At 64.7% G+C, this 13,811-nt stretch carries 13 protein-coding genes; 5 read left to right on the top strand and 8 right to left on the bottom strand.

Features of this window, described 5'->3' with window-relative positions; genetic code table 11:
- Window positions 1-60 precede the first annotated feature (60 nt).
- Genes upp through J1C49_RS15405 form a run of 5 tightly spaced genes read right to left on the bottom strand, consistent with a single transcriptional unit; the run spans window position 61 to window position 4,607 of the window.
- Entirely contained in the window at window positions 61-693 is a 633-nt protein-coding gene (upp, locus tag J1C49_RS15385) for a uracil phosphoribosyltransferase (RefSeq protein ID WP_227446722.1), read from the bottom strand.
- Window positions 690-1,727 carry an adenosine deaminase gene (locus J1C49_RS15390; RefSeq protein WP_227446723.1) on the bottom strand — a complete coding sequence of 346 codons (1,038 nt, stop codon included), beginning with the start codon at window positions 1,725-1,727 and terminating at the stop codon, window positions 690-692. The genes upp and J1C49_RS15390 overlap by 4 nt, the downstream gene beginning before the upstream one ends.
- Window positions 1,724-2,929: a phosphopentomutase gene (locus J1C49_RS15395; protein ID WP_227446724.1), complete on the bottom strand. Its 1,206-nt coding sequence runs from the start codon at window positions 2,927-2,929 to the stop codon at window positions 1,724-1,726. Before J1C49_RS15395 ends, J1C49_RS15390 begins: the two co-directional genes overlap by 4 nt.
- On the bottom strand, window positions 2,926-4,215 hold the full coding sequence (locus tag J1C49_RS15400; RefSeq protein WP_227446725.1) for a thymidine phosphorylase: 1,290 nt from the start codon (window positions 4,213-4,215) through the stop codon (window positions 2,926-2,928). The genes J1C49_RS15395 and J1C49_RS15400 overlap by 4 nt, the downstream gene beginning before the upstream one ends.
- Complete coding sequence (locus J1C49_RS15405; RefSeq protein WP_227446726.1) at window positions 4,215-4,607, bottom strand: cytidine deaminase; 393 nt, start codon at window positions 4,605-4,607, stop codon at window positions 4,215-4,217. Before J1C49_RS15405 ends, J1C49_RS15400 begins: the two co-directional genes overlap by 1 nt.
- Window positions 4,608-4,724: 117 nt before the next feature.
- Here J1C49_RS15405 and J1C49_RS15410 point away from each other — a divergent pair, with 117 nt between their 5' ends.
- Window positions 4,725-4,913 (top strand): DUF3072 domain-containing protein, encoded by a 189-nt coding sequence (locus tag J1C49_RS15410; protein WP_227446727.1) that lies wholly within the window; start codon window positions 4,725-4,727, stop codon window positions 4,911-4,913.
- Window positions 4,914-5,242: 329 nt separating this feature from the next.
- On the top strand, window positions 5,243-7,522 hold the full coding sequence (locus J1C49_RS15415; protein WP_227446728.1) for an NADP-dependent malic enzyme: 2,280 nt from the start codon (window positions 5,243-5,245) through the stop codon (window positions 7,520-7,522).
- Between the two features lie 29 nt (window positions 7,523-7,551).
- Here J1C49_RS15415 and J1C49_RS15420 read toward each other — a convergent pair whose 3' ends face one another.
- Window positions 7,552-8,211 carry a hypothetical protein gene (locus J1C49_RS15420; protein WP_227446729.1) on the bottom strand — a complete coding sequence of 220 codons (660 nt, stop codon included), beginning with the start codon at window positions 8,209-8,211 and terminating at the stop codon, window positions 7,552-7,554.
- Window positions 8,212-8,469: 258 nt separating this feature from the next.
- Here J1C49_RS15420 and prpE point away from each other — a divergent pair, with 258 nt between their 5' ends.
- Window positions 8,470-10,368, top strand: a complete 1,899-nt coding sequence (gene prpE, locus J1C49_RS15425) for a propionate-CoA ligase PrpE (RefSeq protein ID WP_227446730.1) — start codon at window positions 8,470-8,472, stop codon at window positions 10,366-10,368.
- 94 nt (window positions 10,369-10,462) lie between these two features.
- Here prpE and J1C49_RS15430 read toward each other — a convergent pair whose 3' ends face one another.
- Window positions 10,463-10,846, bottom strand: coding sequence for a VOC family protein (locus J1C49_RS15430; protein WP_227446731.1), 384 nt, complete (start codon window positions 10,844-10,846; stop codon window positions 10,463-10,465).
- A gap of 126 nt (window positions 10,847-10,972) precedes the next feature.
- On the opposite strand from J1C49_RS15430, the gene J1C49_RS15435 reads away from it, so the two are divergent.
- A complete protein-coding gene (locus J1C49_RS15435) occupies window positions 10,973-11,443 on the top strand; it encodes a CIA30 family protein (protein ID WP_227446732.1) in 471 nt (156 codons plus the stop codon).
- Between the two features lie 26 nt (window positions 11,444-11,469).
- On the opposite strand, the gene J1C49_RS15440 is transcribed toward J1C49_RS15435, so the two are convergent.
- Window positions 11,470-12,231 (bottom strand): NAD kinase, encoded by a 762-nt coding sequence (locus J1C49_RS15440; RefSeq protein ID WP_227446733.1) that lies wholly within the window; start codon window positions 12,229-12,231, stop codon window positions 11,470-11,472.
- Window positions 12,232-12,420: 189 nt separating this feature from the next.
- On the opposite strand from J1C49_RS15440, the gene glyA reads away from it, so the two are divergent.
- Entirely contained in the window at window positions 12,421-13,716 is a 1,296-nt protein-coding gene (gene glyA / locus J1C49_RS15445) for a serine hydroxymethyltransferase (protein ID WP_227446734.1), read from the top strand.
- Window positions 13,717-13,811 lie beyond the last annotated feature (95 nt).

Below are 13,811 nucleotides of genomic sequence, written 5' to 3' on the forward strand. Positions count from 1 at the left end.
CCCCACAGATGCGTTACGAGCCTGCACCATGAGGGCTGATCTGTAAAGAAGGCGTTAACCTTACTTGGTTCCGAACATGCGGTCACCGGCGTCGCCGAGACCGGGCACGATATAGCCTTTCTCGTTCAGCTTTTCATCGAGCGCAGCGGTCACGACGGGCACATCCGGGTGGGCTTCGGCCATGCGCGCAACCCCCTCGGGCGCCGCGAGGAGACACAGGAACCGGATATTCGTTGCCCCTGCCTGCTTGACCAGATCGATTGCCGCGGCAGAGCTGTTTCCGGTCGCCAGCATCGGGTCGACCACGATGGTCAGGCGCTCGTCGAGATTGGCGGGCAGCTTGTTGTAATACTGCACCGGCTTGAGCGTTTCCTCGTCGCGGTAGAGCCCGATAAAGCCAACGCGGGCGGAGGGGATGAGATCGACGATACCATCCAGCAGGCCATTGCCAGCACGCAGGATCGACACCAGCGCCAGCTTGCGCCCGGCAATCACCGGGGCCTCCATCTCGCAGATCGGCGTTTCGATCGTCTCCGTGGTCATATCGAGCTCACGCGTGACTTCATACGCAAGCAAGTGACTGATTTCTCTCAACAACTGCTTGAAAACCGCCGTGGAGGTGTCGGTCCGGCGCATCAGCGTCAGCTTGTGCTGCACCAAGGGGTGATCGACGATTGTGAGGGTGCTGCTCATGTCTGCTCCAGTCGCTTTGCAATGGCCGTGCGGGTCGCGTCATCGCAGAAGGCCGCTTCGAGGGCAACCGCGTTGGCAGCGCGGAAATCCTCGGCCCTCCAGTGATGCACCTGTGCCAGCCCCTTGTATTCTTTTTGCATCGTGGTGTGAAAGAACGGCGGGTCATCGGTGGAGATCGTGACCGCCACGCCGCGTTGGCGCAGCGCCGTGACCGGATGCGCCGCGAGGCTGTCATAGACCCCCAGAAACACGTTTGAACCGGGGCAGACCTCCAGCGTGACACCCCGTTCTGCCAGCATGTCGCACAGCGCGGGGTCCTCGACCGCGCGGACGCCATGACCCACCCGCTCGACCCGCAGATCCTCGACCGCGTCGCGCACTTCGGAGGGCCCGCGCCATTCCCCTGCATGGGTCGTCAACCGCAAACACGCCTCGCGCGCCATATCGAACGCATAGGCAAAATCGCGTTGTCGGCCCTGATTCTCGTCCCCGCCCATGCCGAATCCCACGATCCAGTCACCGGCGGTTTCGGCGGCACAGAGCGCTGCGGCCTTTGCCTTCTCCGGCCCGAAATGGCGGATGCAGGTGACGATACCGCGCAGGGTGATGCCCATGTCACGCTCTGCCGCATCCGCCGCTTCGCGGATCGCGTGCAGATATTCGCGCCACGCCCCCACATCGCCGCCGCCACAGAAATCCGGGCTGAGGAAAGTTTCGGAATAGACCACGCCATTTGCGGCGCTTTCTTCGAGCACGGCGACGCAGAGGCGGCCAAAATCCTCGGGCGTTCGCAGGACGGAGGTTGCCGCCTCGTAGACCGACAGGAAATGCACGAAATCGCGATAGGCGTAGGACCCGTCCGGGCGGAAGATGCCCGAAAGGTCCACGTTGCGTGCCTTGGCAAGCCCGCGGATGAAGCCGGGCGGGGCCATGCCTTCGAAATGGGTGTGCAGTTCGACCTTTGGCAGATGCAGGATGCCGTGCAGGGTCTCTTCGTCGAGAGGCGCGACATGATCGGGCAGAGGCAGGCTCATAGAAAGGATCTCCCCGGCCCTTGGGCGGGCACGTTCAGATGGGCCGCAACCGAGGCCGCAACATCGGCGAAGCCGACATGGCCAAGCGCGCCCGCGCCGCGCCCGGCGCAGAGCACCGGGACCCGCTCGCGGGTATGGTCCGTGCCGGTCCAGCTCGGATCGTTGCCGTGATCGGCCGTGACAATCAGCAGATCGCCTTCGGACAGGCGATCGATCAGCCTGCCGAGGGCGGCGTCGAACCATTCCAGATGCCGGGCGTAGCCGGCAATGTCGCGACGGTGGCCATAAAGGCTGTCGAACTCGACAAAATTGGCAAATGTGAGCGACCCGTCCGCAGCGGTATCGATCAGATGAGACAGGCTTTCCATCAGATCGGCGTCCGGGCCTTTGGCGAGCGTGTCGATCCCGGCCATGGAGAAGATGTCACCGATCTTGCCGACGGCGTTGACCTGACGGCCGGCGTCCTGCACCCAGTTGGTGAGGATCGGTTCGGGCGGTGTGATGGCGTAGTCGCGCCGGTTGGGCGTGCGTTTGAAAGCGCCGGTCTCGCCGACAAAGGGGCGCGCGATCACGCGCCCGACCTTCATCGCGTGCAGCGTCGGGGCGAGGGTTTCACACAGGTGCAACAGCCGGTCGAGACCAAAGCGCGCCTCATGCGCGGCAATCTGGAACACGCTGTCGGCAGAGGTGTAGCAGATCGGATGGCCGGTCTGCATATGGTCGGCGCCAAAGCGGTCGATCATCACGGTGCCCGAGCCGTGGCAATTGCCGAGGATGCCCTCCGTTCCGGCAATCTCGCAGACCCGCGCCGTCACCTCCGGCGGGAAGGCGGGGACCGTGTCGGGAAAGTAATGCCACTCCCACGGGACCGGCAGGCCGGCGAGTTCCCAGTGACCGGACGGGGTATCCTTTCCGCGCGACTGTTCGGTTGCGGCTCCCCAGAGCCCGTCCACGCCGGAGGCGGGCGGGTGCGGCGCGCCGGTGGCCAGCGCCGCCGCCTGCCACAGGCCCAGCCGTGCAAGCGTGGGCAGGTGCAGCGGCCCGGAGCGCCCCTCATCGGCAAGCCCCTCGGCGCAGGCGCGGGCAATGTGACCAAGCGTGTCGGCGCCGGTATCCGGGGTAGTTCCGTTGAAGAACTCCGCCGCATCCGGCGCACCCCCGATCCCGACGGAATCCATCACGACCAGAAAGGCACGGCTCATGCGACGCGGTCCCGCACGAGAGGCATGGGGGTGGGTGCCGAGCCGAACCGGATCGCCCCGCGCACCGCCGCCTCCGCGGCATCGGCCTGTTCGGACCGGGCGGCGTGGATCGTGACAAGCGGCTGGCCCTTTTCGACCTTGTCGCCAATGCGCACCACATCCGACAGCCCGACCATGGGGTCGATCTGGTCGGTTTCGACCTGACGGCCACCGCCCAGCGCGACAACCGCAAGACCCAGCGCCTCGCCGTCGATCCCGGCGATATGGCCAGCCTCGCGGGCCTCTACAGCGCGGATCACCGGGGCTTCGGGCATGTAGCGGCGCCAGTTCTCGACAAAGCCGATGGGTCCGCCCAGACCGTAGATCATCTTGCCGAAGCGTTCCGCCGCAGCGCCAGAGGCAATGGCCTCTTCGAGCCGCGCCTGCCCGTTTTCGATCCCGAGCGTGGCAAGCACTTCCGCGCCGAGCGCGACGCTGAGATCATGCAGCCGACCGCGGTCGTCACCGGTGAGCACCGTCATCGCCGCGTCCACTTCGAGCGCATTGCCCAGTGACCGGGCCAGCGGCTCGTCCATCCCGGTCATCAGAACGGTGGTCCGGCAGCCCGCACCGTTGGCGGTATCGACCATCGCGCGGCTGAGTGCGCGGGCCTCTTCGGCGTCCTTCATGAAGGCGCCGGTGCCAATCTTGACATCGAGCACCAGCGCCCGGAGCCCGGCGGCGAGCTTCTTGGACAGGATCGAGGCGCAGATCAGATCGAGGCTTTCGACCGTCGCGGTCACGTCGCGCACCGCATAAAGCCGCTTGTCAGCGGGCGCGATCTCTGCGCTGGCGGACACGATGGCACATCCGGCGTCGGCAACGACCGCGCGAAAGCGCTGTTCACTGGGCGCGGTTTCATAGCCGGGGATCGCGTCGAGCTTGTCGAGCGTGCCCCCGGTATGGCCGAGCCCGCGCCCGGAGATCATGGGAACATAGACGCCACAGGCGGCCAATGCCGGGGCCAGAACCAGCGATGTGCAATCGCCAACCCCGCCGGTGGAGTGCTTGTCGGCGACGGGACCGTCGAGATCCCACGCCATTACATGGCCGGAGTCGCGCATCGCCTCGGTCAGAACCACGCGGCCCTCTTCGCCCAATCCACGCAGGCAGACGCCCATGGCGAAGGCCCCCGCCTGGGCATCGCTGACGGTGCCATCCGCAAGCCCCCGCGCGAACCAGCGCAGCGCCTCCGGCGATACCGGCTCCCCCTTGCGCAGACGCGCAATCACATGCCGCGCATCCATCACGTGCGATCCATATGCGCCGCGGAGAATGCCCCCGGCAGAAGCTCGGCCACGGTCACGACCTGTTCGGCGCCATCGAGAGTGGCAAGCGTGATCCGGGTGCCGGATTTGGCGAATTCGGCCAGCTTCTGACGGCATCCTCCGCAGGGCGGCACAGGGTGTGCGGCATCGGCGATCACATAGGCCTCGGCGATCTCTGTCCGGCCGGAAGCGACCATGGCGGCGATGGCGCCGGCTTCCGCGCAGGTGCCCTCGGGATAGGCGACGTTTTCGACATTGCAGCCAAGGAACACTTCGCCATCCGGCGTGCGCAGCGCTGCGCCGACCTTGTATCGCGAATAGGGCACATAGGCGTGTTCCCGCACTGTCATGGCTGCTTGCCTGAGCGACATCATTCACTTCCCGCGCTGGTTTCAATGAGCGCCCATCTTGAGCAGCCCGTTTGCGCGAATGCAAGGGGAACCCGAGCCCTCCGGCTGCGTTGACCTTGCGAAAAAAGGAGGATCGAGATGACCCAACCATCCTATCTCATCAACGCCGCGGCGGACCTGCCGCCGGATCCGCGCGAACCGATGTCGGAAGTGCAGGCAGTGCGCTTGCGCAGCCTGTCCGAAGAGACAGGCGAGCCGTTTGATGGCGCCCTGACCAAGCGCCAGGCCGCGCGGCGAATCGCTGCTCTGGAAGAAATGGCGGCTTGAGGGCGGCTTGGGCCTGACGGGTGGCGCCGCGCTGCGTCGCGTGCCGGCCCGGCATCGCGCGGCGAAGCCGTTTGCGGGATTGCCACGCGCGCCCTTGCCCGCGCGCCTGTGCGTTCTTTGCAGCGCGCGCGGGCAGGCAACAGCGCCCGCCACGGCGCGCAACCGCGCCGCCTAAAGGGTGCAAGCGCAACAGCCGCAGGACGCAAGCGGCCAAGCAGACGATTTTCAAACCCCGCATTAAACACCTGCGCCTCAGTGCGGCGCTCTCGGCTCTCGCAACTCGCAGACGGTTGGTTTAAGGCTAAACCACCTTCATGCGGAGAGATGCGATGACCGACTCCCAAAACGAAAGCCTGCGGCAGGCCGCGCTTTTTTATCATGAGAATCCAAAGCCCGGAAAGCTGGAGGTCCGCGCCACCAAACCGCTCGCCAACGGGCGGGACCTGTCGCGTGCCTATTCTCCCGGCGTGGCCGAAGCCTGCCTCGAGATCAAGGCCGACCCGACGCAGGCCGCGCGCTACACCACCCGCGCCAATCTCGTGGCGGTGGTGTCCAACGGCACTGCTGTGCTTGGGCTTGGCAATATCGGCGCGCTCGCGTCCAAGCCGGTGATGGAAGGCAAGGCGGTCCTGTTCAAGAAATTCGCCAATATCGACTGTTTCGATATCGAGGTGAACGAGACCGATCCCGTGACGCTCGCCGAGATCGTGTGTGCGCTGGAACCGACCTTCGGCGCCATCAACCTTGAGGATATCAAGGCGCCCGATTGCTTCATCGTCGAGGAAATCTGTCGCGCGCGGATGAACATTCCGGTCTTTCACGACGACCAGCACGGCACCGCGATCGTGGTGGGGGCTGCGGCGCGCAACGCGCTGCACGTGGCGGGCAAGACCTGGGACGAGATCAAGGTCGTGTCTACCGGCGGCGGCGCAGCGGGCATCGCGTGCCTGAACATGTTGCTCAAGCTTGGCGTGAAACGTGAGAATATCTGGCTTTGCGACATTCACGGGTTGGTCTACGAGGGCCGCACGGAAGACATGAACCCGCAGAAGGCCGCGTTCGCACAGCCAAGCGACAAGCGCAGCCTGGACGATGTGATCGACGGGGCGGATCTGTTCCTCGGGCTGTCGGGGCCGAATATCCTCACGCCCGAGCATGTCAAACGCATGGCCCCGAAACCGATTGTCTTTGCGCTCGCAAACCCCAATCCGGAAATCATGCCCGACCTTGCACGCGCGGCGGTGCCGGACGCGATCATCGCCACGGGCCGGTCGGATTTCCCCAATCAGGTCAACAATGTCCTGTGTTTCCCGTTCATTTTCCGTGGCGCGCTCGACGTCGGTGCGACAGAAATCAATGACGCGATGAAAATCGCCTGCGTGGAGGGCATCGCCGCGATGGCGCGGGCAACCACCTCGGCAGAGACTGCCGCGGTCTACCATGGCGAACAACTCACATTTGGCCCCGATTACCTGATCCCGAAACCGTTCGATCCGCGCCTGTCCGGCGTGGTGTCCACGGCGGTGGCCAAGGCGGCGATGGAGTCCGGCGTCGCGACCCGGCCGCTCGACGATCTGGAGGCCTACAAGGACCGGCTCGACGCGTCCGTATACAAATCCGCCCTGCTGATGCGGCCGGTGTTTCAGGCCGCCGCGACCGCGTCCCGGCGCATTGTCTTTGCCGAGGGCGAGGATGAACGGGTGTTGCGTGCAAGCCAGGCAATCCTGGAGGAGACCACCGAAACACCGATCCTGATCGGTCGTCCGGAAGTGATCGCCGCGCGCTGTGAGCGGATGGGCCTCGAGATCCGCCCGGAGCGGGATTTCAACATCGTGAACCCGGAAAACGATCCGCGGTATCGCGAATACTGGGAAAGCTATCACAGCCTTATGGCGCGGCGCGGCGTAACGCCCGATCTGGCCCGGGCCATCATGCGCACCAACACCACCGCCATCGGCGCGGTGATGGTGCATCGCGACGAGGCTGACTCGCTGATCTGTGGCACGTTCGGCGAGTATCGCTGGCATCTCAACTATGTCACGCAGGTGCTTGGCGACGAGACGCATGCGCCACACGGCGCGCTTTCGCTGATGATCCTTGAAGACGGGCCACTGTTTGTGGCGGACACGCATGTGTTTTCACGCCCGACGCCGGAGCAGCTCGCCCAGACCGCCATCGGCGCGGCCCGCCATGCGCGCCGTTTCGGCGTCGAGCCGCGCATCGCGTTTTGTTCGCAATCGCAGTTCGGCAACCAGGCGGAAGGCTCCGGCAAGCGGCTGCGCGAAGCGATCGGCCTTCTGGACGCGCTGGAGACCGATTTTCTGTATGAAGGCGAGATGAATATCGACGCCGCGCTTGACCCGGAACTGCGCAACAGGCTGTTGCCGGGGAACCGCCTCGATGGCCCGGCCAATGTGCTCATTTTCGGGCATGCAGATGCCGCATCGGCCACGCGCAACGTTCTCAAGATGAAGGCAGGCGGGCTGGAGGTCGGGCCGATTCTCATGGGCATGGGGAACCGCGCGCATGTGGTCACCCCCGGCATTACCGCGCGTGGCTTGCTCAACATGGCAGCCATTGCCGGCACACCGGTTGACCATTACGGCTGAGCCGCGGTTGCGGGGGAGGCGACGCGAGATCAATCGAGCAGCAGAGCCCGGCTCTGGCCGACACCAAGCCGCCGCGTGCAGGGTGCAGCGCGCGGCGGGGCGCAGAAGCGCCCATGCACCGTCAGCAAAACGGGCCCTTTCCCGTCTGCGGTGACAGCCAGCATGCGGTCGCGAAACACCTCGCGGTAATATCCGCCCGTTTGCGCGACAAGCAGGGAGTGCACACATCCCAGCGGGCCGCAGAATAGCTGGGGCACGGCATCACAGACAAAACCACCCCAATCGAGGATCAGATCGGCGCGCCCGTCGCGATCAAGGTCAACCTGCTGAATGCGCTCTGCCTCGACCCTGAGAATGACCCCGCCGCGCAAGGCACAAGCCTCGCGTGCAAGCGCGCGCAGTGCCGCCACCGGGTCAACCACCAGACCAGCCTCCCCCGGGTCGATCAGCCGCTCGAACAGGGCCTCTGGCCAGAGGCCGTCGACCAGCGGCTCGGATGGTGCGGACGCCCCCGGGCCCGGCTGATCGACGCGCAACAAGCAGTCAGGCCCAGCGCCTTGCGCGTATTCACAGCGCGCATCATCGGCCGTCACGGGACCGGCCAGAAGAAGCGCCCAGAGAACCGCCCCACAGCAAAAACCGCGACCGCAGAGCCACGCAGAGAACGACCAAGGGAAATCCAAACCCATGTTCCCGGGCTTAAGGCGAGTCGCTTAACAATCCGTGCAAAGGCAAGATTTGCCATCGGAGACTTTGCACTTTTGCAAAACCGTTATTTATATGCGCCCAGACAGCACATTCACGAGGGTTTTGCAAAACTTCGCAAGCGTTTCCAACGTCATTTCGCAAAAAATCTGCGGCAAGAAGTCCTGTCATGCGCCAACAGGCTTGCCCAAACGCCGGGCAGAAGCCTAAGCCGAATGCAGAGGAACAGGAGGAGGGCCACGATGGGGTATCGCGACGTTTATGAAGGCTGGAAAGCCGATCCGGAAACGTTCTGGCTCGAACAGGCGCAAGCCATCGACTGGGACGAGGCGCCCCGGAAGGCGCTCTTCGACCGTGGCGGCGGCCTTTACGAATGGTTTGCGGACGCCCGCGTGAACACGTGCTGGAACGCTGTGGACCGGCATGTCGAAGCCGGGCGCGGCGACCAGGTCGCAATCATCCACGACAGCCCGATCACCGGCACGATCACCAAGATCACCTATGCCGAGCTGCAAAGCCGCGTGGCCGCGCTTGCGGGGGCTCTGAAGGCGAAAGGCATCGAAAAGGGCGACCGGGTCATCATCTACATGCCGATGGTCGCAGAGGCGCTCGAGGCGATGCTGGCCTGCGCCCGTCTCGGCGCGGTGCATTCGGTGGTGTTTGGCGGTTTTGCCTCCAACGAGCTTGCGGTGCGGATTGACGATGCGCAGCCCAAGGCGATCATCGCCGCCTCCTGCGGTCTGGAGCCCGGTCGCGTCGTGCATTACAAGCCGCTGCTTGACGGGGCCATCGAGATGGCGGCACACAAACCCGATTTCACCGTGATCTTGCAGCGTGAACAAGAGGTTGCAGACCTGATCCCCGGGCGCGATTTTGACTGGCATGCCATGCAGGAGGGGGCAGACCCGGCGGCTTGCGTTTCTGTCGAGGGCAACCACCCGGCCTATATTCTCTATACCTCCGGCACGACCGGCCAACCCAAGGGTGTCGTGCGCCCGACGGCGGGGCATCTCGTGGCGCTGAACTGGACGATGAAGGCGATCTACAACGTCAATCCCGGAGAGACCTTCTGGGCCGCCTCGGATGTCGGCTGGGTCGTCGGGCACAGCTATATCTGCTACGCGCCCCTGATCCATGGCAACACGACAATCGTGTTCGAAGGCAAGCCCGTGGGCACGCCGGATGCGGGCACGTTCTGGCGCGTGATCGAAGAGCACGGGGTCACGAGCTTCTTCACCGCGCCGACCGCCTTCCGCGCGGTCAAGCGCGAGGACCCGAAAGGCGAATTCGTCAAGAAATACGATCTCAGCAAGCTGCGCGCGATCTATCTTGCAGGCGAACGCGCCGATCCTGACACGATCGAGTGGGCGCAAGCCGTCACCGGCAAGCCGATCTATGACCATTGGTGGCAGACGGAAACCGGCTGGACCATCGCGGGGATGCCAGCGGGCATCGAGGAACTGCCGGTCAAGATCGGCTCACCGTCGGTTCCGATGCCTGGCTATGACGTGCAAATCCTCGACGAGGCGGGCCACCCGGTTGCACCCGGCACGTTGGGCGCCATCGCGGTCAAGCTGCCGCTGCCTCCCGGGACCCTCCCGACCCTTTGGAATGCCGAGGACCGCTTCAAGAAAAGCTATCTCAAGCATTTCCCCGGCTATTACGAAACCGGCGATGCCGGCATGATCGACGAGGACGGGTATCTTTACATCATGGCGCGCACCGATGACGTGATCAACGTTGCCGGTCACCGCCTGTCGACCGGCGGCATGGAAGAAGTGCTCGCCGCCCATCCCGATGTGGCCGAATGCGCCGTGATCGGCGTGACCGACGCGCTCAAGGGCCAATTGCCCATGGGGTTCGTGTGCCTCACCACCGGGGTGAACCGGCCGCATGACGAGATCGCAAAGGAATGCGTGAAGCTTGTGCGGGAGAAGATCGGCCCGGTGGCGGCCTTCAAACTCTGCGTGGTGGTGGATCGCCTGCCCAAGACCCGCTCGGGCAAGATCCTGCGGGCCACCATGGTCAAGATCGCCGATGGCGAGCCGTTCAAGATGCCCGCCACCATCGATGATCCCGCCATCCTCGATGAGATCCGCACGGCGTTGCAGACGCTCGGCTACGCCAAGGAACCGGCCTGATATGCCAACGCGAAGCGCCGCCGCAAAAGACCGTGGCGGCGCAACGACTCCGGCCTCGCTGGCCAGTGCTCCGGCCCCTCTGACCTGTCAGGCATTACCCCTCGTAGATCTCGAGCGGCAAACCGTCCGGGTCGGCAAAGAAGGTGAACCGGCGTTTTGTCAGCGCATCCACGCGCACCGGTTCGACCGAAACTCCGCGCGCTTCGAGCCAATCCACCGTCTCCGCCACATCCTCAACCGCAAAGGCAAGGTGCCGCAGGCCCTGCGCTTCGGGCCTGTCCGGTCGCGGCGGCGGATCGGGAAAGCTGAACAGCTCGATCTGTGTTCCGTCTTCGAGAGCGAGGTCGAGCTTCCAGCTGCCCCGCGCCGAACGATGGGTTTCGGCGACGATCCGCAAGCCGAGCGTTTCGGTATAAAACGCCTTGGAGCGCGCATAATCGCTACAGATGATGGCGACGTGGTGCACTGTTTTCAACATGAGCCCTGTCCTTTGGCCTGATCGCCGCTATGTCACCGGATCATGAAAGCGCACAGATTTGCAACCCGCGCGGCCGGTCTGGCCGTCGGCCTGATCCTGATGTCATTGCCCGCGAGGAGCGAGCCGATGATGATTGCCGATTTCACCGATCCCAGTGCAGCCAGCGACTGGCGCTTTTTCACCGACCAGGTGATGGGCGGCGTTTCCACCGGACAAGCCATCGTGGCCAATCGCGCGCTGCGCCTTGCCGGGGCGGTTTCCACGGAAAACAATGGCGGCTTCATCCAGGCGCGGCTCGGGGACGTCTCGCTTCCCACGGAGACAGAGGCACTGGTGATCCGTGTCCGCGGCGATGGTCAGCGCTATTTCATCCACCTGCGCACCACGCGCACACAAATGCCGTGGCACTATTACCAAGCCGCATTCACCGCGACGACCGAATGGCAGGAGATCCGCTTGCCACTGGCTGGCTTTGAGCCCTCGGGCCGGATGCTGCCCGCCAGCCCGGATGCGCAGGACGTGCAGAGCGTAGCGCTGGTCGCCTATGGCCGCGATCACGAAGCCGACGTGGAATTGCAGTGGATCCGCGCGGAGTAACCCCTCCCGCCGCGGCAAACCGGCGCTCAGACGAACTGCTCGCGGATCAGGCGTTCCTCGAGACCATGGCCGGTGTCGAACATCACGCGATGCGCGATGCTTGGCTCGGAGCGCACGTGGACATGGGTGACGTCGCGGACCGATCGGCTGTCGGCTTCGGCCATCACGGGCCGCTTCTCCGGGTCGAGCACCTCGATCAGGACTTCGGCAGTCTGCGGCAAGAGCGCCCCGCGCCATCGGCGCGGCCGGAACGCCGCCACCGCCGTCAAGGCCAGCACGTCCGACCCGATTGGCAGGATCGGCCCGTGGGCGGAGTAGTTATAAGCGGTGGAGCCTGCGGGCGTCGCCACCAGCGCCCCGTCACAGACAAGCTCTGCCATGCGGATCTTGCCGTCGACAGAAATGCGCAAACGCGCCGCCTGCGGCCCAGAGCGGAGCATCGACACCTCGTTGATCGCAAGCGCGTCATGGGTCTTGCCGTTCATGCATTCGGCGGACATGGACAGCGGATGCAGCGTGGTTTCCTCGGCCGCCGTAAGCCGCTCTTCCAGCCCGTGCTCGGAATACTCGTTCATCAGGAAGCCAACCGTGCCACGGTTCATCCCGTAAACCGGTGCGGGGTTTCCCTGGGTCCGATGCAGCGTCTGCAACATGAAACCATCCCCGCCAAGGGCGACGATGACATCGGCGCGGTCCTCGGCATGGTCACCATAGCGGCGGCTGAGCGCGGCCTTGGCCGCTTGCGCCAACGGGGCATTGGACGCAGCGAAAGCAATTCTGAGGGCCATGCGGCAGGTTTCCTGAAGTCGACACGTGTACCCGAAAGAAGCACAGCTTTCCCGCCGGCACCAGCCATGCCGCAACTCGGGGCGCTTTGGTCGCTGCAAAGACTATGCCAGCGCGCCCGGTTCCGGTAGGAACGGCGCAACAATCGAATCCGCCGGGCATGGCCCGGACGCCTCAGGAGGACGCGAGACATGAACGCCCCACACCGTGACGACGGCTTTTTCACCCAATCCCTTTCCGACCGGGATCCGGAGCTTTTTGCCTCCATCACCGGCGAGCTTGGCCGCCAGCGTGACGAAATCGAACTGATCGCTTCGGAAAACATCGTCTCCCGCGCCGTCATGGAAGCGCAGGGCTCGGTGATGACCAACAAATACGCCGAAGGCTATCCCGGGCGGCGTTACTACGGCGGGTGCCAATTCGTCGACGTGGCCGAAAACCTCGCCATCGAGCGCGCCTGCAAGCTGTTCGGCTGCGATTTTGCCAACGTCCAGCCCAATTCCGGCAGCCAGGCCAATCAGGGCGTGTTCACCGCGTTGCTGCAACCCGGCGACACGATCCTCGGCATGAGCCTCGACGCAGGCGGTCACCTGACCCATGGCGCCAAGCCCAACCAGTCCGGCAAGTGGTTCAATGCGATCCAGTATGGCGTGCGGCGCGAGGACAACCTGCTCGACTACGACCAGGTGCAGGCGCTGGCCACCGAACACAAGCCCAAGCTGATCATCGCGGGCGGCTCGGCCATCCCGCGCCAGATCGACTTTGCCCGCATGCGCGAGATTGCCGACAGCGTCGGCGCCTACCTGCATGTGGACATGGCGCATTTCGCGGGTCTGGTGGCCGCCGGTGAACACCCCTCGCCCTTCCCGCATGCGCATGTGGCAACCACCACGACACACAAGACCCTGCGCGGTCCGCGTGGCGGCATGATCCTCACCAATGACGAGGCGCTCGCCAAGAAGTTCAACTCCGCGATCTTCCCCGGCATCCAGGGCGGCCCGCTCATGCACGTGATCGCCGCCAAGGCGGTGGCTTTCGGCGAAGCGCTCCAGCCGGGGTTCAAGACCTACCAGCAACAGGTGATCAAGAACGCGCAGGCCCTGTCGGACCAGCTGATCAAGGGCGGGCTCGACACGGTCACCCACGGCACCGACACCCATGTGGTGTTGGTCGATCTGCGGCCCAAGAACGTCAAGGGCAACGCGACCGAAAAGGCGCTGGGTCGCGCCCATATCACCTGCAACAAGAACGGCGTGCCGTTTGACCCGGAAAAACCGATGGTCACCTCGGGCATTCGCCTCGGCTCCCCTGCAGGCACCACCCGCGGCTTCGGCGAGCCGGAATTCCGTCAGATCGCGGACTGGATCATCGAGGTTGTCGACGGGCTCGCAGCCAATGGCGAAGAGAACAACGGCGCGGTAGAGGCAAAGGTGAAAGCCGAAGTCGAAATGCTCTGCGCGCGCTTCCCGATCTATCCGACCCTCTGACCAAAACGGTCGGCAGTCCGCCCGCTGCGCTCCTTGGTGCGCCGCGCCCTTCTTTGGGCGTCAAATATCCCGGGGGGTGCGGGGGGCAGCGCCCC

It is taken from the genome of Cognatishimia sp. F0-27, assembly GCF_020667845.1.
GTDB lineage: Bacteria > Pseudomonadota > Alphaproteobacteria > Rhodobacterales > Rhodobacteraceae > JAFMPQ01.